We start from the raw sequence: 23,640 nt of genomic DNA on the forward strand, positions 1-23,640 counted from the left end.
GGTCGAGCTGATCGGCGCAAAGCAACACCACACTCGGCCGCCGCATCCTTTATCATCGGGTTTTCGGATAGGGAGAACCTGATGGAGTCGGTCGAAGTCGTCCTCGCAATGCTGCTCGCCGTGGTCGCCAGTGGCTGGATGGGGCGGCTGCTGCCGTTCGCGATTCCCCTGCCGCTGATCCAGATCGCGCTGGGCGCCGTGATCTCGGGCGTGTTCCGCCACGGCGTGGCGCTCGATCCGGACTTCTTTTTCCTGCTGTTCCTGCCGCCGCTGCTGTTCCTGGACGGCTGGCGCATCCCGAAGGTCGGCCTGTTCCGCGACAAGGGCACGATCCTCGAACTGGCCTTCGGCCTGGTGCTGTTCACCGTGGTGGGCGCCGGCTTCCTGATGCACTGGCTGATCCCGGAGCTGCCGCTGCCGGTCGCCTTCGCGCTGGCGGCCATCGTGGCCCCGACCGATCCGGTGGCGGTGTCGGCAATCACGCGCAGGATCCCGGTGCCGCCGCGCCTGATGCACATCATCGAGGGCGAGTCCCTGCTCAACGACGCCAGCGGCCTGGTGTGCTTCCGCTTCGCCGTGGCGGCCGCCATGACCGGCACCTTCTCGCCGACCCAGGCCAGCCTGACCTTCCTGTGGGTGGCGCTTGCCGGCATCGGCGCCGGGGTCGCGGTCACCTGGGCCATCACGCGCATCCACGGCTTCCTGCAGCGGCGCTTCGGCGAAGACGAGGGCATGCCGATCCTGATCAACCTGCTGACGCCCTTCGGCGCCTACCTGGCGGCGGAACACATCGAGGCCTCGGGCATCCTGGCGGCGGTGGCGGCCGGCATCACCATGAGCTACGTTGAACTCGGCGGCTCGGCCACGCCGTCCACCCGCATCCGCCGCAACGTCATCTGGGACGCCCTGCAGTTCAGCCTGAACGGCGTGATGTTCGTGCTGCTCGGCGAACAGTTGCCCGACATCGTGCGCGAGGCCCTGCACCCGCCCGGCGGCGGTGCCCCCTACAACCCGTGGTGGCTGGCAGGGATGGCGCTGGCGCTCAGCCTGGGCCTGATCCTGCTGCGCTTCGTGTGGGTGTGGGTATCGCTGCGCCTGACCATCCTGAACCAGCGCCGCCTCGGGCACCAGGTGTACAAGCCGCGCAAGCGGCTGATCTTCGCGACCTCGTTCGCCGGCGTGCGCGGCGCGCTGACCATGGCCGGCGTGATGACGCTGCCGCTGGCCCTGCCCGACGGCTCGCCCTTTCCCGGGCGCCAGCTGGCGATCCTGCTGGCAAGCGCCGTGATCCTGGTCTCGCTGCTGCTGGCCAGCGTGATGCTGCCGCGCCTGCTGCGCGGACTCGAGGTGCCGGCCGAGACCGCGGACGCACAGGAAGAAGACAAGGCCCGCCACGCCGCCATCGTGGCCGCCGTGGAGGCGGTCGAAGAGAGCGGCCGCAAGCACAGCGGCGCTCCGGACGCCAACCTGCAGGCCAACGCCTGCGGCATGGTGGCCAACCTGTACCGCAACCGCCTGCGCGACATCCAGGTGAGCGACAGCGACGAGGTCCGGCCCGACTTCCATGCCAGCCGCAAGGCCGAGCGCGAATACCGGCTCACCGCCCTGCACGCCGAGCGCGACACCATCCTGCGCCTGGGCCGCCGCGGCGAAATCTCCGACGAGACGGCACGCAAGCTGCTGCGCGAGATCGACCTGGTCGAGGCGCGCTACCGGGAAGCCTGAAGGCCGCCGGCTTCAGTGGTGCAACTCTGGCCTCGGCGAGGCCTGGGCGGCCGGTTCGGGCAGGAAGGCCTGCACGGTCGCCGCGGTATCGGTCAGCGCCTGGCAGCGCACCATCTGGCCGTCGCGGAGCGTGAACACGTGCACCCAGGGCGAGTCGAGGCGGCGTCCGGTCGACCTCACCAGCCAGCTGGATTCGCCCATGGCCACCACCTTGTCGCCATCCGCGATGAAGTCCAGCGGTTCGAAGCGGAGTGCCTGCATGTTCTCGCCCAGCTTGGTAAAGAATTCGGCGAGTCCCCGCTTGCCGTGGAAGTGTCCCGAGAAGGGAACCAGTTCGGATTCCGGACTGATCCAGTCCGAATCGTCGCTGCAATGCGCGAGGATGCCCGGGATGTCGCCCTGCTGGAACATCCGGTACAGCTGCTGGACCATCTGTTTGTTTTCTTCGGCGTTCATGGTGTCTCTCCAGTGGATCGGCCTCGGACGGCAATCGCGGCTGGTCATGCCGGGGATGGTCGATCAAAGCAGCCTAGTACGCTTGCAGGAGAAGTCAAGCCAGCATTTCAGACGCTGGAATCCGCAGTTCGTCGCAAAATGCTGACTTTACTTTTCGTTAACAGTACATTATCTCTAGGGCAACAATTTTAATAACCTGGAGAAACGCGATGTTATCCATCAAGCAGCTCAACAAGACGTATGCCAATGGCGTCAAGGCCATCAACGATGTCAGTCTCGAGATCCCGAACGGCATGTTCGGCCTGCTCGGTCCGAACGGCGCCGGCAAGTCCTCGCTGATGCGCACCATCGCGACCTTGCAGGATCCCGATAGCGGAAGCATCCATTTCAACGGCCTCGACGTCCTCGCGAACAAGGAAGGCCTGCTGCGCCAGCTGGGCTACCTGCCCCAGGACTTCGGCGTCTATCCGAAAGTCAGCGCCGAGAAGCTGCTGAACCACTTCGCCGTCCTCAAGGGCCTGACCGCCAAGGGCGAACGCAAGGAAGCGGTCGAAGCCCTGCTGCACCAGACCAATCTGTGGGACGCGCGCAAGCGTTTGCTGGGCACCTATTCCGGCGGCATGCGCCAGCGCTTCGGCATCGCCCAGGCCCTGCTCGGCGCGCCGCGCCTGGTGATCGTCGACGAACCCACCGCCGGCCTCGACCCCGACGAGCGCAACCGCTTCCTCAACCTGCTGGCCAGGATCGGCGAGCAGGTGGTCGTCATCCTCTCCACCCACATCGTCGAAGACGTGACCGACCTCTGCCCGCGCATGGCGATGATCGCCAAGGGCACCGTGCTGCTGCAGGGCGAACCGCAGGCCGCGATCGACACCCTCAAGGGCCGCGTGTGGCGCCGCACCGTCAGCCAGGAAGCGCTGGCCGGCTACCAGGAACGCTTCAACGTGCTGTCGACCCGCCTGGTTGCCGGCCGCCCGCAGATCAACGTGTATGCCGAATCGCAGCCGGACGACGGCTTCACCAGCGTCGAGCCGGATCTCGAGGACGTCTACTTCCTGCAGGTCCGCAACGCCGGCCGGGCCGGCGGATCGGCGCCGGCCGCCGCCTCGCCCGCCGCCGCGGTCCCGGCTTAAGGAGCGGCCATGTTGAGAGAATTCTTCAGCTTCGAGCTGGGCACCCAGCTGCGCCAGCCCCTGCTGTGGGTCTGCGCGCTGGTATTCGGCGCCCTGGCCTTCGGCGCCAGCACCACCGACGCGGTCCAGGTCGGCGGCAGCATCGGCAACGTGAACCGCAATGCGCCGGTGGTGGTCGCCCAGATGCTCGGCATCTTCAGCCTGATGTCGATGTTCGTCGTCACCATCTTCATTGCCGGCACCGTGCTGCGCGATGCGGAAGTCGGCATCGCCGACATGCTGTTCGCCACCCCGATGAAGAAGCGCGACTACCTGGTCGGGCGCTTTTCCGCCGGCCTGGTAGCCTGCCTGTTCATCTTCGCCGTGATCGTCGCCGGCATGATCCTCGGGCCGCTGATGCCCTGGGTCGATCCGCAGCGCGTGGGCCCCTTCGCCGGCGCCGCCTACCTGTGGGCGCTGGGCGTGCTGGTGGTGCCCAACCTGTTCTTCATCGGCGCCGTGCTGATGCTGCTGGCCTCGACCACGCGCTCGATCATGCTGGTGTACGTCGGCGTGCTGGCCTTCTTCGTCCTGTGGGTCGTGGCCGGGAAGTTCACCGCGAACATCGACAACGAATGGATCGCCGTCCTGACCGATCCTTTCGGCATCCGCGCGCTGGGCCGCGCCACCCGCTACTTCTCGACCGCCGAGGCGAATGCCGGCCTGCCGGACATCGCCGGCTACATGCTGGCCAACCGCCTGCTCTGGACCGCCGTCGCGCTGGCGCTGTTCGGCCTGACCCTGGTCCTGTTCAAGCCGCAGCGCGCCGGCACCGGCAAGCGCCTGTTCGGCAAGGCCAGGGCACCGGCGACAAGCGCCGCCATGCCGGCCCACGTGGCGCTGCCGCGCATCGAACCGCGCTTCAGCGGCGCCACGCGCTGGATCCAGTGCTGGCATATCTTCACCTTCGATGCCGTGGCGGTGTTCAGGAGCGTGCCCTTCCTCGTGATGCTGCTGTTCGGCGTGCTGAACATGGTCGGTTCCGGCACCCAGATGGGCAAGATGTTCGGCACCTCCGTCTATCCGATGACCCACCTGATGGTCGAACTGCTGAACAGCAGCTTCAACTTCCTGCTGCTGATCATCGTGACCTTCTATGCCGGCGAGCTGGTATTCAAGGAGCGCCAGGTGAAGATTGCCGACGTCACCGATGCGACCCCGGTGCCGAACTGGGCGCCGCTGGTGGCCAAGAGCCTGGCCGTGGTCGGCGTGGTGCTGGCCTTCATGCTGGCCGGCGTGCTGGCCGCGATCGGCATCCAGCTGGTCAAGGGCGGCGCGCCGATCGAACCCCTGGTCTACCTGAAGGGCGTCCTGATTTCCGGCCTGCCCTTCGTCCTCATGGGCCTGTTCGCCGTCGTGCTGCAGGTGGTCACCAACAACAAGTTCATCGGCTACCTGCTGATGATCCTGCTGATGGTGTCGCAGGTCGTCATGGGCGTCGTGCACCTCGACCACAACCTGTACAACATCGACGGGCTGCCGCGCACGCCCTACTCGGACATGAACGGCTACGGCCACTTCATCAGGGGCTGGGCCTGGTTTGCGCTGTACTGGACCCTGTTCACGGTCGCCGCCCTCATCATCGCCCAGGCCTTCTGGGTGCGCGGGCTGTCGGTCGAGTGGCGGGCCCGCGCGCGCGAAGCCGGCCGCCGGCTGAAGGGTCCCCTGGGCGCGGCGCTGGCCGCGAGCGGCATCGCCTTCGCCGGGATGGGCGGCTGGATCTTCTACAACACGAACGTCCTGGCGCACTACGAATCCAGCGACGCAGCCAGGAACAAGCAGGCGCTGTACGAGAAGACCTATCGCAAGTTCAAGGACCTGCCGCAACCGAAGATCACCGATGTGCGCGCTGCGGTGGATATCTATCCGGACGAACGCCGCGTCATGATCAAGGGCAGCTATGTTTTGGAGAACAAGACCGGCCAGCCTATCGACGTGCTGCGCCTGCAGCTCAATCCGGACGTGGTCACTACCCTGTCCGGACTACCGGAGCACTGGGTCGAGCTGGACGACAAGCGGCTCGGCTTCCGCATCATCAAGCTGAATCATGCGATCCTGCCGGGCGGACACCTGCCACTCGACTTCACGGTCGACATACGCCGTCCGGGCTTCCAGAACAACGGCGAACCCGACACGATCAACCTGAACGGCACTTTCTTCAACAACCGCGCCTTCTTCCCGCTGATCGGCTACCAGCCCGACCAGGAACTCAGGGACCGCAACGACCGCCGCAAGGCCGGCCTGGGCGAACCGGAGCGCATGGCCAAGCTGGAGGACAAGGCGGCGCAAAGGAACACGATGTTCGGCGCGGATGCGGACTGGATCAATTTCGAGACCACCGTCTCGACCAGCGGCGACCAGATCGCGCTGGCGCCCGGCTACCTGCAGAAGTCGTGGAAGGAAAATGGCCGCAACGTCTTCCAGTACAAGATGGACCGGAAGATGATGCCCTTCTTCGCCTACCTGTCCGCCAACTGGCAGGTCAAGAAAGGCGACTGGCACGGCATCCCGATCGAGATCTACTACGACCGCAAGCACGCCTACAACGTCGACCGCATGATCTCGGCCACGCAGAAGTCGCTGGACCACTACACGGCCCAGTTCACGCCCTACCAGCACAAGCAGGTGCGGATCCTGGAATTCCCGAACTACGCCAGCTTCGCCCAGTCGTTCGCCAACACGATTCCGTTCTCTGAATCGATCGGCTTCATCGCCGACCTGCGCGACAAGGAGGATATCGACTATGTGTTCTACGTGACGGCCCACGAGATGGCCCACCAGTGGTGGGGTCACCAGGTGACGGCCGCCAACGTGCAGGGCTCGACCATGCTGATCGAATCGCTGTCGCAATACTCGGCGCTGATGGTGATGGAGAAGGAATACGGCCGCGGCCAGATGCGCCGCTTCCTGCGCTACGAACTCGATCGCTACCTGAGCTCGCGCGGCAGCGAGAAGATCGAGGAACTGCCGCTGGTACGCGTGGAGAACCAGCAGTACATCCACTACCGCAAGGGCAGCCTGGTGTTCTACCGCCTGCGCGACGAGATCGGCGAGGAAGCGCTGAACCGCGCGCTCAAGCGCTTCCTCCAGGACAAGGGCTACCAGGAGTCGCCGTTCACGACCTCCGCCGAACTGCTCGGCTACATCCGCGCCGAAGCGCCGGCCGACAAACAGGCCCTGATCACCGACCTGTTCGAGAAGATCGTCTTCTACGATAACCGCGTGCTCGAGGCGAAGGCCAGGCAGCGCCCCGACGGCCAGTGGGACGTGACCATGAAGCTGCACCTGGCGAAGATGGAAGCCGACGGCAAGGGCAAGGAAAGCGCTCGCGCCTATGACGAGCCGGTGGAAATTGGCGTGTTTGCGCGCGCCAAGGGAGCCAAGGAAGCGGACGAGAAGGTGCTGTTGCTGGAGAAGCGCAAGCTGTCGGGCGACAATCCGGTGCTGACCGTGACGGTGAAGGAAAAGCCCTTCGAGGTCGGGGTCGATCCATACAACAAGATGATCGACCGGGTGCCGCGCGATAACCGCAAGGAGGTCGGGTTCGACTGAGCACGGAATGGCTCAAAACGGCTCCGGTCGAGAAAGCGCGAGGATGACGGCGGCCATGTCCGCCGTGCCGTATCCGAGTTCCTCGGTGCGGGCAAACAGCGTGCGGCAGCGGTCGAGGAGAGGCGTCGCCATGCCGGCCGCGCGCGCAGCTTCGGCGATCAGCCGGGTATTCATGTGGACGTCGGCAACCGAGGCCTGAACCGCGTAATCCCGGTCGACCAGCTTGGCCAGCTTTATCCTCGATACCTTGCTGGCCATCGGCCCCGCGTCGACGATGGCGCGGAACACGCCCAGGTCGATGCCATGCCGTTCGGCGAAGTGGACGCCCTCCGCCAGTCCCGTGACCGTCGTGATGAGGAAGAGGTTGACGGCGAGCTTCATGTGCAGCGCCTGCGGCACCGCGCCGCAGACGAAGGTCCGCTCGCACATCGGCCGCAGCAGCGGCTCGACCTCGGCCACCGCCGCCGGATCGCCGGCCAGCATGCCGACCAGCGCGCCCTGCTCCGCCGGCACCCGAGATCCGGACACCGGCGCCTCGACATACCGGCCGCCCGCGCCAACGATGTCGGCTTCCAGCCCGCGTGAATAGTCGGGCGCCGTCGTGCCCATCTGGACGATGGTGCGGCCGCGGACCAGGTCCGCGAACCCGGGTCCGCCCCGCGACAGGACGGCGTCGATGGCGCCGCCGTTGGCGAGCATCAGGAAGACGATGGGCGCCTGGGCGAAGACCTCGGCCCTTGATGCCGCCGTACGTACCCGTCCTCCCGCTCCGGCCAGTGCTTCCGCCTTGTCCGGCGTGCGGTTCCAGACGACCAGCTCGGCGCCTGAACGCGCCAGGTTCATCGCCATCGCCGAGCCCATATTGCCCAGGCCAATGAAGCCCAGTCTCGTCGCCGGCCGCGGCGGATCGCACATGGCTGAAGCAGCGTGGGCGAGGGCTTCCTCGAGGCGGTCGTTCCCCCAGAACATCTCGCCGCCCGCGAAGAACATCGGCGCGCCGAAGATGCCGCGCTCCTGGGCCTCGGCGGCGCGGGCGCGCAGCGCGGCCTTGCAGGCATCGGTCCTGGCCGCGGCAAGGATGGCCTCGCTGTCGGCACCGAGGCCGGCGAGGATGCCGGCAATGAGGGCTTCGTCGCTTATCTCGCGGTCGTCCGCAAAATTGGCCAGCATGACCTGCTCGCAGAATGCGTCGAGCCAGGGCGCCCCCTCGCCCTGCAGCGCGACCCGGGCGGCGAGCAGCGCGTTACGCGGGAATACCGAGGGACGCTGCCAGCGCAGGCCATACCTGGCGCACTGCCGCTGCATGTCGCGCCACACGTAGTTGCCCTTCGCCGCCTGCAGCACGAAAGGCGAGGTTTCCCATCCCAGCGTCTTGAAGATCGGCCCGAGCATGAAGGGCCTCAAGCGGACCTGCACGCCGGCGTCGGCGGCGAGACGCCGTATCCGCATCATGCTCAGGTAGCTGTAGTTGCTGCCGAAGTCGAACCAGAATTCGATGGCGTTCATGCGGTGCTCCTTTCAGTCGAAGATGAGCAGGCAGCGGATCTCGATGCTCTCTCGCGGCGGCGTACCTGGCGGCGTGGCCGGATGCGCGAAGGCGGCGTGCGGCGTGTAGCAAGGCATATCTTCGGCCGAGTCGAACTGCTTGAATACCAGCACCTCGTCGAATTCCATGCCGTGAAAATAGGTCCATGCATGTGCGGGGTTGTACAGCAGCTCGAAGATTTCGCCGGTGCGGGTCGGATAGACGATATCGGCGGCGACGAGGTCGGTCGGGGCCACGGTGCGCGCGTCGCAGACGGCGAGCGGAGCGTCCAGCACCGGCAGGCGGGTCGTGCGCCAGAGATTGAGGATGGCATAACGGGACACCTGCCCGATGCCGTGCGTTTCCATTTCCAGTGCGAGCCGGCGCTGCGCCGACGCCGGCGTGAAATCACAGTGGACCCGCGTGGCGGCGCTCGGGCGCTGGCCCTCGCGCGCGCCGAAGGGCGACAGCGTGCCGGGCGCGCGCCGCCGCACGAGATGATCGAACACGATGGCCCGGCGCGCACCGCTCAGTGAGCGCGCGAGTTCCTCCATCTCCGGATAGTAGACGCGCACGATGGCTTCGCGTTCCGAGAAATCGCGCATCGCGCTCGGTGCGGCGCACAGCTGGAAGCCTTCGCGTGCCAGCGACGGCGCCTCGGCCCTGCCGCGGCCGTCGCGGATCGTCACGGGCATCGCGGCGTAGTAGCCGGTTTCCCAGGTATGTCCGCCCGGCGGCGCGAGCATATGCGTGACGGGCTTGTGAAGCGCGCTCTGGAGATACTCGAGCGTCGCGCTGACGGGCTCGATGTTGACGGGTGTCGGATGCATGCTGGTCCCTCGAAGGAATGATGTGGTCTGAAGCCTTCATTACACGACGATGCCGGGCGCCGTTCAAACGTTTAAAATGACCCCTTGGCATGCCGAACGAGCATGCGAGACCGACGATACCATCCGCCTGGGAGAGCTGACGAATGCCGAACCGCCTGATCGACTTGCCGCCCCTCGACCTCCTGCGCACCTTCGTCGCGGTCGGCCGCCGCATGAGCATCACGCTCGCCGCCCAGGACCTGTGCATCGTGCAGTCCGCCGTCAGCCGCCAGATCCAGGCGCTGGAGACGGCGCTCGATTGCCGCCTGTTCGTGCGCGCCTACCGGAGTATCGAATTCACGCCGGAAGGCCGGCACCTGTTCCGCTCCGCGGACCCGATGCTGGAACAGCTGGGCAGCGTGATCGGCTCCCTGCAACCCGCCGGCGAGCGGCCGTGCATCACGATCACCGCCACCATCGGTGTGACCGCATTGTGGCTGCTGCCCCGGCTGGGCGCCTTCCAGCGCAGGGCCGCCGACATCGACGTGCGGGTGGCCGCCACCAACCGCGTGATGGACCTGGAGCGCGACGGCATGGACCTGGCCTTGCGCTTCTGTCCGGACGCGCTGGCGCCGGAGGGTGCGATACGGCTGTTCGGCGAGGTGCTGGTACCGGTGGCCCATCCCTCGCTGGGCGTGACGGCGATCGAGGACCCGACGCAGCTTCGCGGGCAGGTGCTGATCGATTACGACGACAGTTCGCGGCCCTGGATGCAGTGGAAGAACTGGCTGCGGGCCGCCGGCCTCAAGAAAGGCGCCTCCGCAAGCGCCTCCGGAAGCGGGCGGCTGCTCTTCAACCAGTACGACCAGGTGGCGCAGGCGGCGCTCGCCGGACAGGGCGTGGCGCTCGGCCGCCTGGCCCTGGTCGGCAAGCTGCTTGCCGAAGGCCAGCTCGCGGTCGCCAGCAAGCGGCCGCCGGTGGCCACCGATCACGGCTACTGGCTGCTGGAGCGGCGCGGCGCCGGCAGCGATGCGCTGGCGGCGGTACGGGATTGGATCCTGGCCGAGGCAGAAGCGACGCATGCGGCGATAATCCGCCATCCAGGCGCAGTACAATCGGCACGAACGCTGCCGGCATCATCCTGAACATCCGCGCCTGAACTTACCTGGACAACCATGCCTGAACATCTCGCACCTCGACGGGCCTTGCTTGCCGGCGCCACAGGGCTGGTCGGAGGGCATATCCTCCGCGCCCTGCTGGACGACCCGACAGTGAGCGACATTCATGTGCTCAGCCGGCGGCCCCTCGCCGAAGCCGATCCCAGGGTGCAGGTCCAACTCGTGGATTTCACCCGCCTGCCGGCCTTGCCCGGGGTGGATGAGGTCTACCTGGCGCTCGGCACGACGATCCGGGTCGCGGGAAGCCAGCAGGCGTTCCGGGCCGTCGACCTGGACGCCAACCTTGCCGTGGCCAAGGCTGCCGCCGCGGCTGGCGCCTCGCGCGCCGGCCTGGTGAGCGCGGTCGGCGCCGACGCCGCATCGTCGGTCTTCTACAACCGCGTCAAAGGCGAACTGGAAGATGCGCTCAAGACCCTGTATCCGAACCTGTTGATCGCCCACCCCTCTCTGCTGCTTGGCGATCGGGATCGCCTGAAACAGCCGACGCGATGGGGCGAAAAGCTCGCCATGCCCTTTGCCCGGATGCTCGGTCCCTTCATGCCCGGCCGCTACGCGCCGGTCGAAGCCGGCGCCGTGGCGGCCGCGCTGGTGCGAACGCTTCCGCTGACGCGGGGCTTGAGGGTGCTTGCTTCCGACGAACTTGCGAGGATCGGCAGCGCTGCAAGGCCCGGGCCTTGAACTGGTGAGGACAGCTATTTCGCCGGTTGGCTCACCGGGGAAAGCAGCTGGCTGTGCCGCGCCGCCAGCTCCCGTTCGAGCGTGACATCGCGGCCATAGATATCCGCCGCAAAGCGCGGGCTTCCCTTGCCGTCGACGGTGGCGGTCGTATAGAAAAGCACCACGGGAATTGGACGCGCCAGGTCCACATGCCGGGTCGGCCCCGGCTGCAGCGCACCCTTGACGGCATCGGCATTCCACTGGCGCTGCCCGGCCAGCACATAGCGCGCCAGCGCAGCCGGGTCCTCGACCCGGATGCAGCCATGCGACAGGTCGCGCCGGCTGCGCTTGAACAGCTCGCGCGCCGGGGTCGAGTGCAGGTAGATGTCCATCGGGTTCGGCATCGCGAACTTGATCGCGCCGAGCGAGTTCTTCGGCCCCGGACGCTGCCGCAGCCGCGCCCGGCCTGACTGCAGGTCGGCGACGCTGGCGTTGGGCGGCACCGTCTCCAGCTCGTTCTGCTTCAGATAGGCGGGATTGCGCTGCAGCTTCGGCAGGATTTCCTTGTCGACGATGCTGCGCGGGACATTCCAGTAGGGGTTGAACTCGAGGTAGCGCATCTGGCCGACGAACAGCGGCGTTTCCGTCTTCGCGGAAGTGCCGACCACGACCCGCATCTCGAGCGGCGGCTCGGCGCTGTCCCGCGCTTGCGCCCACAGCCGGTAAGCCGGCAGGTCGACCACGATCAGCGGACCGGAACCGATGTCCGGCAGCCAGCGCAGGCGCTCCAGCGTCAGTTCGAGCTGGCGCACGCGCAGCGCCGGCGGCACATTGAGCGCGTCGATGGTGCCGCGGCCCAGCACCCCGTCCTCATCCAGGCCATGACGGGTCTGGAAGCGCCGCACGCCCTCTTTCATCCGCGCGCCGTAGTTGCCGTCGGGCGGCGCCGCCGTCTCGGGCGGCAGGTCGCCCAGCAGCACCAGGCGCTTGTACAAGGCCTTCGCATCCGCATAGGCGCCGCCGGGCGCGACCTTGGCCTGGGGTTTCGCCAGCGCCGGCCAGGGCTGCCTGGCCAGCTCGCGGTAATGCGCCAGCGCCGCCCTGACCTGCCCGTACTGCCTGAACTGCGGCTCGGCCGCCTGTACCGCCGCCTGCAGCTTGCCGGCGGCCAGCCCGGTGCGCAGGCGTTCGACCGGATCGTACTGCTTCAGGCGCGCATCGGGCAGGCGGGTGTGATATTCGGAACGCACGCGGCCGACGCGCAGGTCGGCCAGGTAGCGCAGCATCGCCGCCGTGAGGGCGACGTCGAAGCGGGCGGTGTCGGCTTCGCCCGCCAGCAGTTGCCGCTGCAGCGTATCGGCGCCGTAGTCGCGCGGGTCGAGGCCCTGCACCCTGGCCTGGCGCAGCACCCACAAGGCGGCCGCGGCGGTCGACGTCGTCCAGGCCGGCGCGTACTTGCGCGGGGCGTAGAAACGGTCGAGCCAGCCGCGTTCGTCGTAGGGCCCCGCCGGCGTGGCCGGCGACTGCGCGGCCTGGACGGCCAGGCTGCGGATGGTGGCGGGGACGGGCTGCGCGAGGGTGGGACGGGGAGCGAGCGCCACGGCTGCACAGAACGCGAGCGCGGCGATTTTCAGGCTGGGCTTCATTGATGCTTTCGGACTTCGGCAGGACTACGTTACCGGTCAGCATCATACTCTTCAGGGCCGGGGATGCCCAGCCTTAGCAGGACAGCCGGGGCGACAAGGTCTTGCTGTATCATTCGTCTCCCGAAAACGAAGCCTGTATATGCTCATCATCACCGTCAAACAAGGCAAGGAAAAAGCTTTGCTCTCCGGCGATCCCTGGATTTACCTCTCAGCCATCGAGAAGGTCGAGGGGCGCCCCCAGGAACGCGGCAAGTCCGGCGCCACGGCGATCGTGCAGTCGTCGTCGCGCCAGTTTCTGGCGCGCGCGGCGTATAACGCCAAGTCGCAGATCGCGGCCCGCGTCTGGACCCTCCGCGAGGACGAGCCGGTCGACCACGCAATGATCAAGCGTCGAGTGCAGGCTGCGGTCGCGCGGCGGGCCGCTGCGATACGCGACGCCGATCCGCAAGCATTGGTCCTCGTGATCGATGGCGAAAAAGATGGCCTGCCGGGCCTTCTGGTGCACAGCTACGGTGGAACCGGCGGTTACCTGGTATGCCAGTTCAACGCTGCCGGGGTCGACTTGTGGAAGGTGACCATCGTGCAGGCGCTGCTGGCGGCGACGGGCTGCCTCAACGTATTCGAACGCAGTAATGAACTTTTGCGCAAGGGCGAAGGGCTGCCCGTCATATGGCGCGCGCTGGCCGGCGACGAACCGCCCCAGCGCTTGATGGTACGTGACGGTAAGCGTCTGCTGCCCACTGATATCCGCACTGGTTTCGTTTATCCGCGCTGAGTGAGTTGGTCCGGGGTCGACCGGCGTGTCTCCAGGCCACTGTGGACAGCGGCTTGGTCGCAGCAGAGTGGTAGCACCGACGGGATTTCGGCCCAAAGCACTCATAGTCGGCCACCGAAATCATCCAAACTGCAGTGCCGTAACGGTAACGATGGCAACGCCGGAAATAAGTATTTCGATTAAACGCTTTAGTAACCGGCAGCGGCAGGCCGCGCGCCAGTGCGCTCGAGAGCTACTAGAAAAGCGTCAGCCAAGGTTGCTTTCGTGGTGACGTTGCTCAGATCGATACCAAGGTGGACGATGGTCTGGGCAATTTGTGGGCGAATACCGCTGATGATGCAATCGGCGCCTATCAAGCGCGCGGCCGCGATCGTTTTCATCAGATGCTGGGCCACCAAGGTGTCCACGGTCGGTACGCCAGTGATATCAATGATGGCGACCGTGGCACCGGTATCGACGATTTTCTGAAGGATGCTTTCCATCACGACCTGCGAACGCATGCTATCCAGCGTGCCGATCAGCGGCAAGGCCAGCACGCCCTCCCACAAGGTGATGACAGGTGTGGAAAGCTCGAGCAGCTCTTGCTGCTGGCGCGCGACGATCTGGTCGCGACTGCGTTGAAACACCTCGACGGTGTACAGTCCGAGACGGTCCAGCACCGTGCTGGCTATCCAGAAAGCGAGGACATGCACGTCGGGCTGCTTGGCAAGGCGGATATTCAGGACGGCGAACAGCGGCTGCTTGAACGAAAAAACGAAGCTTGCTGTTTCAAAAGGAGTGGATCCGTTCTTTGCGCTGGAGAAAGAGATGTCGTCCAGCACCTGACGCACCTCGTTCCAGGCGCGGTCCTCGATATTGTCGGGTGCATCGTCAGCCATTGCCTTCGTAAACGCGGAGATGAAGTCCTCGCACCGGCTGCGTTGCTCATCTTTCTTGATCCGCCAATTGCCCAGCCTGGCCTTGTCGAGCTGTATTTCCCATTCGGTGCGGATGGCGGCGCTTTGATCCCGGATCAATTCGGCGATGAGAGGGGAATGGCTGATGGTGGTCATTGGTTTGCTCCTTGTCGGTCCAGCGGTAAATTCATATCCGACCGAGGAAGCATCGGGTTTCAAGTGCAAAACCAATCGACTATAACATTCATTCAACTCGTAGCAAGATTTATGACATTTGCCGGGGCCACAGACGGCCCTGGTCGAGGCAAAGCGGATTAGCCGGCCGCCGAGTTAGACTCGTCAAGTAATGCAGCTGCACCGTCATGCTTGATCAGCTGCAAAATGACCGTGAAGGCGCTGCCTCGGCCCTCACCATCGCTGGCGGCGAGAACCGTACCATGATGGATTTCGACCAAGCTTTTCACCAAAGCCAGCCCGAGGCCAAGTCCACCCTCCCGCCTGTTGGAGGACCGCTCTGCCTGGACATACATGTCGAACAGATGGGGCAGCAGCGCAGCTGAAATGCCCGCACCGTTGTCCCTCACCTCCACACTGAGCGTCGTCTCAAGCGCCCGTAAAGTCACCGTGATCTCGCCGCCGTCGGGCGTATAGCGGATGGCGTTGGCGAGAAGATTACCGATCACCTGGATGAGCCTGGCCTGATCGCCATCCACGAAGCACGCGTTTTGCGGAACGAAAATGTCGATATTGTGCTTCTTCCGATGCATCGCGGGTGTCAGCTGTTCGACAGCGATCTTGACGACCTCGCGCATATCGACAGGCGTCTTCTCGATCGTAATCAGTCCCATGCCGATACGAGATACGTCGAGCAGGTCTTCGACCGGGCGGCTCATATGGCTTGTTTGCCTGGCGATCAGTTCACCGAGCTTGGCTGGTTGGGCCGCGTCAGAAGTATTTCGTTGCAGCATCTGTGCTGCCATCGCCGTCGCTGACAGAGGGCTGCGCAATTCATGGCTCAAGAGCGAGAGAAACTCGTCTTTGCGCCGGTCTGCGAGGATCAGCGATTCCGCTTTTTCGTGTAGCAAGCGGTTCAGCGTCGCGACAGTCTTGTTGGTTTCTTCCAGATTCTTCGAAACGATCAATAATTCATCTTGCTTCGATTTGAGCGCCAACAGCGCATCGCTCAGATCCCTATTTTGCTGTGTTGCATCCGACAACGCCACATTAGCCGGCAGCGCGTCAAGCCGAAGCATCGCATGTTGGAGAGCAGACGCGTTCAGGTGAGGTGACTTCGATGGAAACGACTTACGAAAAGTGACGCGGGTACGCCCGCTACCTTCGGCCACGTTATATTGCTCTATCGAAAGCTCGATGCCGTCGATTTCGAGGACTGCCGTAGAACCGGACTCCACACGAATAAGCAGCGCCTGTTGGCCAGGCTCTGTCGTCACCGAGAACTCCACTACCCCATTATGGGCCAACGCATTCCGCGCGAGTTCGGAGACAACCGTAGCCAGTCGTGTCTGGTCCTGCCGATTGAAGCCGCAAAATGCCGCAATCTGGCGTGCACGTTGGCGCGATGCGATGACCTCGAGTTCCGAACTCAGCGTTATGGTAAGGATAGGCTTCATGTCGCGCTACTTTACCTGCAAATGAGCTAGGAATGTAGGGGAAATCCTACAAAATTCGTGAGAATGCACAGAGTTGGGCTGAGGGCAGGTACTTACGGTGCGTTGGCCGCTTTTGGTCGATTTCTGCCGTCCAGTGTACGGCAGTTCACGACCCGAAGCGGACCCAGCCCATCTTCGTCAAGCACCGGACCGACGACGTTCTCTAATCGGATCGTGCGGCCGACAATAGCCAGCATGGCTAACAATGCCTTCTGCTCTGCCGTCGCTGCTAATACTCACAGTTACGAGGAACTGCTGACCCCACTGCTTCTTGTAATAGCTCGCCCTGGGCCACGGAGAGGGCAAAAAATCCACGGTGGTATACGCCGCATTGATTGTCTCGAGCAGGATACCGGATCGGCTCGCCAACTTTCGAAGAAGGAGGTGATAGTCCGCGAGCATTTGTGCGAACTCAGGAGACGATGGCTGAATAGATAGGGCCAGCAAGTCAAGCGACACCGCACTTTGCGAATATTGCTCTGCAAGCGAACGCAATTTCCCGATTGCCCAATAGCCAGCAAGATCATTGTTACGGCTAGCGAACGAGCCGCACAATCCGGCTGCGATGTTCGTTAAGCGTGCACTTCTCGGCATATATCAGATCAATAAGGGTAACGAATATTGATGTAGACCATTATTTAACAAGGACGGCTTTTCGCCGGTTGCGGACTATCGTAGCGTCCGCAACCGGCCTATTGCGTTGAAAAACTCCCCTTGATGCAGGGTCTGTCGTCGCCTACCGTTATTTAGGCAGTGCGCGAAGACGGAGGCTGCGATGATGGGACTGCAGGCAACGAAGCGGGAACTGTTCGTCATGATCAGTCTAGACGAATACGTTCCCGAAGACCATCTGCTGAGAGCAGTGGACCGGTATCTCGACCTGAGCGAGTTTCGCGAGAATCTTGCCGAGTCATACAGCCATACCGGTCGGCCTTCGGTCGATCCCGAACTCATGGCACGCATGCTGATCATCGGTTATTGCTACGGCATCCGATCAGAGCGCCGGTTGTGTGAAGAAGTCGGCATGAACCTGGCGTACCGCTGGTTCTGTCGACTGGGATTGAAGGACAAGGTGCCAGATCACTCGATCTTTTCCAAAAACCGGCATGGTCGTTTTCGTGATCACGATGCGTTTCGCCAGCTATTTGATGCCGTTCTTCGGCGTTGCATGGCCGAGGGATTGGTACAAGGCGAAGGATTTGCGGCCGACGCCAGCATGATCAGGGCTGACGCCCAGCGTCAACGCGCCGGTTCCGGCGAAGCCGGTATCGATTGGGGTGATCCAGCGCAGGCAAGCCGGCCGGTGCGGGAATATCTGGCCGCACTGGAACAAGCCAATCCAGTGCCAACGCCGCCGAAACGAATTTCCTTGACCGATCCGGCTGCAACCTGGACTGCCGCTGCCGGACCGGCTATTTTTGCCTACTCGACGAATTACCTGATTGATCTGAAAGCCGGCGTTATTGTCGATGTCGAAGCGTCGTCAGTGAACAAAATGGCCGAGGTCGATGCCACGAAAACGATGATCAATCGGGTCGAGGAAAAGTTTGCTATCAAGCCGAGACGTCTGGTAGGCAATACGAACTACGGTGTCGCTGCAATGCTGGGATGGCTGGTCGATGAAAAAGGGATCGCTCCGCACGTTCCGGTATGGGACAAATCCGAGCACCACGACGGTACCTTCAGCCGTAGCGACTTCATCTTCGATGCCGAAAACAACCGGTATGTTTGCCCTGCTGGCAAATACCTGAAGCCAGCTCAGCGCAGTCAACAGAAAAACCCGTTTCGCTATCGCGCCAGTTTGTACGACTGCCAAGTTTGCCAGCTAAAACCGCAGTGCTGTCCCAACATGGATATTCGAAAGATCGACCGTAGTCCATGTGAGCCTGCGCGTGACGTGGCACGCGCAATCGGCAAGACCGAAGCCTATCGTCATTCGCGCCGGGAACGAAAGAAGGTGGAAATGCTGTTTGCCCACCTTAAACGCATCCTCAAACTCCGGCAATTGCGCTTGCGTGGGCCCAGCGGTGCCCATGATGAGTTTCTGCTGGCGGCGACAGCGCAAAATCTCCGTCGAATGGCCAAAAAGCTGTTGCCGGTAGGCAGAGCCGACAATCTAGTGATGAGTTAGCCAAGCTTGGGACGGGCCGAGCCGCCCGCATTGCTGTACAGTTACTTCATCCGCCCCGCTATTGCCCAAGAGTTTTTCAACACAATAGGTCGAAAGCAGACCAGTTGCAGATGTCTAAGGGGTCAAAATCGGTGGTTGCCGAAGTCATTCTTCATACCGACTACTCTATGGCGCGAAATTTTCTTGCGATGCTGTAGTATTTTTATTGCTTTTAAATGGCAGTGAATGCTACATTGCTCATTGCTGAACAGCCGGCCTCGAACGATAGAAGGCCGACAGCGATAGAGACGTTCTCGTTCATCTATTCAAGGGGCTCAATGATGCGCTTTCTTTGCGTTGGAGTACTGTCGTGTGTTTTTCTGGCGAAAACGGTTTCTGCAGCTGCATCTACCGAGCCGTGGCTGGCACAAGTGAAACAAGCCGATGCAACCTGGTGGGAGGTGGCGTTTAACCATTGTGACAAGAAAAAAATGGAGGATATGCTCGCTAGCGACATTGAATTCGTTCACGACGAAATCGGTATCTATCGTGGAAAGAAGGCATTCGTTGAACTGACAATGGAAAACGTCTGCAAGTATTCCGACATGCGGCGGAAAGCTGTCCCTGAGTCTATGAGCTACGAGCCTTTAAGAAATGTCCACGATGGCAATAAGCTCTACGGTGCTGTGGTAAGTGGCGAGCATTTGTTTTATGCAGTTATCAGTGGAAAGCCGGATCAGTTGGTGACTCGTGCCCGTTTCACGCATGTGATGCTGCTTAACGGGAAGGACTGGAAGTTATCAAGAGCCATTAGCTATGGCCACCGAGCGGTATTGCCGGAAAATAAATGATCGAAAAATTTTTAAATGTCACGATTTAGTTCTACTGTTGAATGACCGCAATGGGGCCGATTGCGGAAGTCAGCAAGCGAACAATATACGAACCGAGTTACCATCAGAGCAAGCCACGCTTATATTCATTCAGCGAAAATCATGTTCAGCCAGTGATGATTTTTTTCACTCTGCACACGTTTCTATTGCGCCCCAAGCCGGCCGCACAAAGTGCGCTCCCGTACGGAGCGCCCGCTCCGACCGCGTAGACTTCGCATGACCGCCGGTGGGCACCGCGTGCCCGCCGGCGACGGTTTGCATGTCGAACGGGAGCATCATGAAGAGCGATACCGACCTGGAAGAACGCGCATCGGGCAGCGACCCGATACCGAACAGCGATCCGCCCGCCGCCGCCAAGGCGGCCGGCCTGCGCTACGTGCACGACGACCGCCCCGGCATCCGCCGCGAGCCGGACAAGGAGGGCTTTCGTTATCTCGACGCCCGCGGCGATCCGGTCGAGGACGAGGCCACGCTCAAGCGCATCAAGTCGCTGGCCATTCCGCCGGCCTGGACCGAGGTGTGGATCTGCCCCCAGGCCAACGGCCACCTGCAGGCCACCGGGCGCGATGCGCGCGGGCGCAAGCAGTACCGCTACCACCCCAAGTGGCGCGAGGTGCGCGACGAGGTGAAATACGAGCGCATGATCAAGTTCGGCAAGGCCCTGCCGCAGATCCGCAAGGAAGTCGACCGCGCCCTGAGCCTACCCGGGCTGCCGCGCGAAAAGGTGCTGGCGACCATCGTCTACCTGCTCGAAGCGACCATGATGCGCATCGGGAATGACGAATACGCCCGCGAAAACAAATCCTACGGCCTGACCACGCTGCGCAACCGCCACGTCAAGATCGACGGCAGCGAGGTCGAGTTCCGCTTCCGCGGCAAGAGCGGGGTCTACCACGACGTCAAGGTGAACGACCGGCGCCTGGCGCGCATCGTCCAGCGCAGCCGCGACCTGCCGGGCCAGGACCTGTTCCAGTACCTCGACGAGGACGGCGAAACGCACACCATCGGCTCCGCCGACGTCAACGACTACCTGCGCGAGATCAGCGGCGAAGACTACACGGCCAAGGACTTCCGCACCTGGTCGGGCACGGTGCTGGCCGCGATCGCGCTGCAGGAATTCGAGAAGTTTGATTCCGAGGCCCAGGCCAAGAAGAACGTGGTGCGCGCCATCGAGACGGTGGCCGAAAAGCTCGGCAACACGCCCTCGGTGTGCCGCAAGTGCTATGTCCATCCGGCCGTGCTGGAGTCCTATATGGACGGCACCATGGTCGAAGGACTGCTCGCGCGCGCCGAGGAAAAGCTGGCCGAAGACTTGCAGGACCTGCAGCCCGAGGAGGCGGCCGTGCTGGCCATGCTGCAGCAGCGCCTGGCGCAGGAGGTGCCGACGTTACCCAGGAAAGTGCAGCACACGCGCAAGGCCGCGTGATCCCAAACGACCAGGAAAGGAAGCAGCATGCCAGCAAGTATCGAGCTCGTGGCCGAATTCGGGCACCAGGTGACCGGCGTCTCGGTCTCGGAAACAGGACGCATCTTCGTGAACTTCCCGCGCTGGACCGAGGACAGCGCCGTCTCGGTGGCGGAGCTGAAGGACGGCGGGGTCAAGCCCTATCCCGACGAGGAATGGAACGCCTGGCGCAATGCGAAGAAGGACGAGATCACGCCGAACGACCACTGGGTCTGCGTGCAGAGCGTGGTGGCCGACCAGCGCGGCAGCCTGTGGGTACTGGATCCGGCGGCGCCGGCCCAGGCCCACGTGGTGTCGAAAGGGCCGAAGCTGGTGAGGATCGACCTGGCCAGCGACAAGGTCGCGCAGACGATCGCCTTCGACGAGGACGCCGCGCCGCAGGGCTCCTACCTGAACGACGTGCGCTTTTCGCAGGACGGCAAATACGCCTTCATCACCGATTCGGGCGTGCAGGGCGCGCTGCTGGTGGTCGACATCGCGGCCGGCAAGTCGGTGCGCGTGCTGGACGGACATCCGTCCACGCAGATGAAGAAGGGGCTGAACGTGACGGCCGACGGCAAGGAACTGCGCCGGCCGGACGGCCGCGGCGTCGAGTTCTCGGCCGACGGCATCGAACTGTCCAAGGATGGCGATTACCTGTACTGGCAGGCGATCAAGGGCGATGAGCTGTACCGCATCCCGACCGCCGCCTTGATCGGCGCTGGTTTGAAGGGCGACGACGTATCAAGCCAGGTCGAGCAATACGGCATCAACGGCGTCAACGACGGCCTGCTGATCTCACGCGGCACCGACGACATGTACCTTACCTCGGTCCAGGACAACGCCATCAAGGTGCGCAAGCTGTCCGACGGCCCGCAGGCCGAGGCCAAGGTCGTGGTGCAGGACGAGCGCCTGCGCTGGCCGGATACCTTCAGCCAGGGCCCGGACGGCACGATCTACGTGACCACCTCGCACATCCAGGATTCGGCCTTCTTCAAGCCGGACGCACCGCCGGCGCTGCCGACGCAGCTGTGGAAACTGCGCTTCGGCTGAGGGCGCTCAGGCGCCGCTGACGACAGGGGCGGCGGCCTGGGCGGGCTGCGCCGTGCCGGCGTGCGCCTGCAGGCCGATACTGGCGAGCGCCACCAGGGCCGCCAGGATGGTCAGCACGCGCAGGCGGCGATAGCGGGTGGAAGGGAGGGCGTGTCTCATGTTCTTATCCTAGTTTTGGTATTTACGTACTTCTAGCCGATCAGCATACCAAGCCGCGATCGCTAAAAATACGCGAATTGTAACGAGTCACAAGAACGCAACACTCGACTAGAATACGGCTGCCCCGACTCCTCTTCGCGCCGATGCCATTTACCCTGCTGCTGCCGGTCTTCCTGCTCGCCGGCCTCGGCGCCCTGCTCGTGAAACTCCCTTGGCTGCGTCCCGGCTGGCATACGGGCGTGACCGACCTGACGGCGAAATTCCTGGTGCCGGCGCTGCTGTTCGCCAGCGCCTGGCGCACCGGCATCCCGCCCTCGTTGTCCTGGAAAGTGCTGTGCGCCTTCTACCTGCCGCTCGGCCTCCTGTTCATCGGCGCACGCCTGTTCGCCGGACGCGCCGGCACGGGTGCGGCGGCGGCCCTGGCGGCGACCTATTCGAACACCGTGTTCGTCGGCGTGCCGGTGCTGATCCAGGTGCTCGGCGAAGGCAGCCTGCAATTCGCCTATCCGGTGATCGCCTTCCACAGCCTGTGCTGCTTCACGCTCTATCACCTGAGCGAGGAAGGCGGGCCGTCCGGCTGGTTCGGGCCCGTCCTCAACACCCTGAAGAACCCGATCGTGGCGGCGCTGCTGCTGGGCCTAGCACTGAATCTCGGCCACGTCGTGCTGCCGGCGGCCCTGTTGCGCGTGCTCGACATGCTGGGTGCGGCCGCCCTGCCCTGCGCGCTGCTGTCGCTCGGTGCCTCGGTGGCTTCGCTGGCGCCGGGACGCTGGCTTGCCACCGGCGCCATCGTGCTGGCCAAGCTGGTCTTCCTGCCGCTGGGCGTGATGCTGCTGTCGGTGTTTGTCTTTCGACTGCCGCCGGCGGCGGCGATGGTGCTGATCGTGCTGGCTTCCTGCCCGGTCGGCGTCAACGCCGCCTTCGTGGTCAGGCCGGCGGGCGGCGGCGCCCAGCTGGTCAACTCGGCCATCCTGCTGTCCAGCCTCCTGTGCGCGGCCACCATTCCGGCCTGGCTGTGGCTATTGCGCCATCTCTGAGCCCAGTCCGAACACGCCTTCGCGCAGCAGCCCGCGCACGATGCGGAAGCGCCAGACCCGCTCGACCGGGGGCGTCCGGTCCGGATCGGCCGCCGCCCAGTCGATGTCGACCCTTCCCTGCAGCTGCAACAGGTCGCCGCTGGCGAAATCGGCCAGCACGATGGCGACGCGTGGCTCGGCGATGAAGTTGCCGAGGGTGTTGAAGTAGCGGTTGCCATTGTAGTCGGGCACCGCCAGCACGCCATGTTCCAGCCGCGCGAAGCCGGGCGGGCCGCCGCGGTGCGAGATGTCCAGCCCGGCCGCGGCGCCCTGCGCGGCGGCGCCGCTGGCGCTGGCCACGAACAGGGTGGCGCAGGCCGCCAGCATCGCGCGCGCCCGCGCCGGCAGCTCGGCCCCGAATGCCGTCGCCGCACCGGGCGTGCGCGCCACCGGCGCCAGGCTGCGCACCTCGATGTAGCGTGGACAGTTGCCGAAGGACTGGACCACGTCCACCGAAAAGCCGCCCTCATCCACCCGGGCGACGATGCCGTTCAGGCGGTTGCGGCGGCGCGTGCCGAGGTCGATGCCGAGCAGTCCGGCCGGCGCTCCCGCGTGCAGGTGCGCGCGCACCGGGTCGCCGGACTGCGGCAAGGCGGCGATGTGTAGCTGCGCCGGATCCGGCGAGCTCGCGAAGCCCGGTGGCCCTTCCACCAGGGTGGCGAGCGGCCAACCCTCGGCGTCAGGCACGGCGACGCAGACGAAGCGCAGCAGCGGGAAAAAGCTGCGATGCTGTTCCGGCATGCGGGTGCGGATCGGTGCGGCGGCCGGCGCCGCTCCCGCCAGGCGCTGGGCCTGCAGCTCGCCGGCGTGGAAAGGCTGGACGATGCGGTCGGTGTCCATGGCGGCC

At 64.1% G+C, this 23,640-nt stretch carries 19 protein-coding genes and 1 pseudogene; 11 read left to right on the forward strand and 9 right to left on the reverse strand.

All coding sequences use genetic code 11. The features are described 5' to 3' along the window. The first annotated feature begins 81 nt into the window (after window positions 1–81). A complete protein-coding gene (locus AC1DOQ_RS23005) occupies window positions 82–1,725 on the forward strand; it encodes a Na+/H+ antiporter (RefSeq protein ID WP_477369494.1) in 1,644 nt (547 codons plus the stop codon). A gap of 12 nt (window positions 1,726–1,737) precedes the next feature. Here AC1DOQ_RS23005 and AC1DOQ_RS23010 read toward each other — a convergent pair whose 3' ends face one another. Next, window positions 1,738–2,181, reverse strand: coding sequence for a nuclear transport factor 2 family protein (locus AC1DOQ_RS23010; RefSeq protein WP_477369496.1), 444 nt, complete (start codon window positions 2,179–2,181; stop codon window positions 1,738–1,740). A 209-nt stretch (window positions 2,182–2,390) separates the two neighbouring features. Here AC1DOQ_RS23010 and AC1DOQ_RS23015 point away from each other — a divergent pair, with 209 nt between their 5' ends. Together AC1DOQ_RS23015 and AC1DOQ_RS23020 are read left to right on the forward strand one after the other, a co-directional pair. Further along, complete coding sequence (locus tag AC1DOQ_RS23015) at window positions 2,391–3,314, forward strand: ABC transporter ATP-binding protein (protein WP_477369498.1); 924 nt, start codon at window positions 2,391–2,393, stop codon at window positions 3,312–3,314. 9 nt (window positions 3,315–3,323) lie between these two features. Further along, window positions 3,324–6,905 (forward strand): M1 family aminopeptidase, encoded by a 3,582-nt coding sequence (locus tag AC1DOQ_RS23020; RefSeq protein ID WP_477369500.1) that lies wholly within the window; start codon window positions 3,324–3,326, stop codon window positions 6,903–6,905. A 12-nt stretch (window positions 6,906–6,917) separates the two neighbouring features. On the opposite strand, the gene AC1DOQ_RS23025 is transcribed toward AC1DOQ_RS23020, so the two are convergent. From AC1DOQ_RS23025 to AC1DOQ_RS23035, 3 genes and pseudogenes are all read right to left on the reverse strand, one after another. Next, complete coding sequence (locus AC1DOQ_RS23025; RefSeq protein WP_477369592.1) at window positions 6,918–7,820, reverse strand: NAD(P)-dependent oxidoreductase; 903 nt, start codon at window positions 7,818–7,820, stop codon at window positions 6,918–6,920. Window positions 7,821–7,856: 36 nt separating this feature from the next. Then, window positions 7,857–8,411, reverse strand: a pseudogene (locus tag AC1DOQ_RS23030) (DsbA family protein); the annotation flags it as partial. 12 nt (window positions 8,412–8,423) lie between these two features. Beyond that, window positions 8,424–9,260: a CmcJ/NvfI family oxidoreductase gene (locus AC1DOQ_RS23035; protein ID WP_477369502.1), complete on the reverse strand. Its 837-nt coding sequence runs from the start codon at window positions 9,258–9,260 to the stop codon at window positions 8,424–8,426. Window positions 9,261–9,403: 143 nt separating this feature from the next. Between AC1DOQ_RS23035 and AC1DOQ_RS23040 the strand changes: the two genes are divergently transcribed. Then, window positions 9,404–10,384 (forward strand): LysR substrate-binding domain-containing protein, encoded by a 981-nt coding sequence (locus AC1DOQ_RS23040; protein WP_477369504.1) that lies wholly within the window; start codon window positions 9,404–9,406, stop codon window positions 10,382–10,384. A 30-nt stretch (window positions 10,385–10,414) separates the two neighbouring features. Further along, window positions 10,415–11,095, forward strand: coding sequence for an NAD(P)H-binding protein (locus tag AC1DOQ_RS23045; RefSeq protein ID WP_477369506.1), 681 nt, complete (start codon window positions 10,415–10,417; stop codon window positions 11,093–11,095). Between the two features lie 14 nt (window positions 11,096–11,109). Here AC1DOQ_RS23045 and AC1DOQ_RS23050 read toward each other — a convergent pair whose 3' ends face one another. Beyond that, window positions 11,110–12,720: a L,D-transpeptidase family protein gene (locus AC1DOQ_RS23050; protein ID WP_477369508.1), complete on the reverse strand. Its 1,611-nt coding sequence runs from the start codon at window positions 12,718–12,720 to the stop codon at window positions 11,110–11,112. 139 nt (window positions 12,721–12,859) lie between these two features. Here AC1DOQ_RS23050 and AC1DOQ_RS23055 point away from each other — a divergent pair, with 139 nt between their 5' ends. After that, window positions 12,860–13,495, forward strand: coding sequence for a class I SAM-dependent rRNA methyltransferase (locus AC1DOQ_RS23055; RefSeq protein WP_477369510.1), 636 nt, complete (start codon window positions 12,860–12,862; stop codon window positions 13,493–13,495). Window positions 13,496–13,683: 188 nt separating this feature from the next. Here the strand turns inward: AC1DOQ_RS23055 and AC1DOQ_RS23060 are convergent, their stop codons facing one another. Together AC1DOQ_RS23060 and AC1DOQ_RS23065 are read right to left on the reverse strand one after the other, a co-directional pair. Continuing rightward, window positions 13,684–14,547 carry an STAS domain-containing protein gene (locus AC1DOQ_RS23060; RefSeq protein WP_477369512.1) on the reverse strand — a complete coding sequence of 288 codons (864 nt, stop codon included), beginning with the start codon at window positions 14,545–14,547 and terminating at the stop codon, window positions 13,684–13,686. Window positions 14,548–14,705: 158 nt separating this feature from the next. After that, window positions 14,706–16,022 (reverse strand): ATP-binding protein, encoded by a 1,317-nt coding sequence (locus tag AC1DOQ_RS23065; RefSeq protein ID WP_477369514.1) that lies wholly within the window; start codon window positions 16,020–16,022, stop codon window positions 14,706–14,708. 814 nt (window positions 16,023–16,836) lie between these two features. Here AC1DOQ_RS23065 and AC1DOQ_RS23070 point away from each other — a divergent pair. The 4 genes from AC1DOQ_RS23070 (at window position 16,837) to AC1DOQ_RS23085 (ending at window position 21,558) form a co-directional block, all read left to right on the forward strand. After that, on the forward strand, window positions 16,837–18,192 hold the full coding sequence (locus AC1DOQ_RS23070) for a transposase (protein WP_477369516.1): 1,356 nt from the start codon (window positions 16,837–16,839) through the stop codon (window positions 18,190–18,192). Between the two features lie 317 nt (window positions 18,193–18,509). Further along, complete coding sequence (locus AC1DOQ_RS23075; protein ID WP_477369518.1) at window positions 18,510–19,022, forward strand: nuclear transport factor 2 family protein; 513 nt, start codon at window positions 18,510–18,512, stop codon at window positions 19,020–19,022. Between the two features lie 316 nt (window positions 19,023–19,338). After that, a complete protein-coding gene (locus AC1DOQ_RS23080) occupies window positions 19,339–20,487 on the forward strand; it encodes a DNA topoisomerase IB (RefSeq protein ID WP_477369520.1) in 1,149 nt (382 codons plus the stop codon). A gap of 27 nt (window positions 20,488–20,514) precedes the next feature. Beyond that, window positions 20,515–21,558: an L-dopachrome tautomerase-related protein gene (locus AC1DOQ_RS23085; RefSeq protein WP_477369522.1), complete on the forward strand. Its 1,044-nt coding sequence runs from the start codon at window positions 20,515–20,517 to the stop codon at window positions 21,556–21,558. Between the two features lie 6 nt (window positions 21,559–21,564). Here AC1DOQ_RS23085 and AC1DOQ_RS23090 read toward each other — a convergent pair whose 3' ends face one another. Further along, a complete protein-coding gene (locus tag AC1DOQ_RS23090) occupies window positions 21,565–21,717 on the reverse strand; it encodes a hypothetical protein (protein ID WP_477369524.1) in 153 nt (50 codons plus the stop codon). A 143-nt stretch (window positions 21,718–21,860) separates the two neighbouring features. Here AC1DOQ_RS23090 and AC1DOQ_RS23095 point away from each other — a divergent pair, with 143 nt between their 5' ends. Further along, complete coding sequence (locus AC1DOQ_RS23095; RefSeq protein WP_477369526.1) at window positions 21,861–22,754, forward strand: AEC family transporter; 894 nt, start codon at window positions 21,861–21,863, stop codon at window positions 22,752–22,754. On the opposite strand, the gene AC1DOQ_RS23100 is transcribed toward AC1DOQ_RS23095, so the two are convergent. Further along, a complete protein-coding gene (locus tag AC1DOQ_RS23100) occupies window positions 22,737–23,633 on the reverse strand; it encodes a pyridoxamine 5'-phosphate oxidase family protein (protein ID WP_477369529.1) in 897 nt (298 codons plus the stop codon). The genes AC1DOQ_RS23095 and AC1DOQ_RS23100 overlap by 18 nt on opposite strands. Window positions 23,634–23,640: the final 7 nt, after the last annotated feature.

It is taken from the genome of Massilia sp. 01N417, assembly GCF_056399645.1.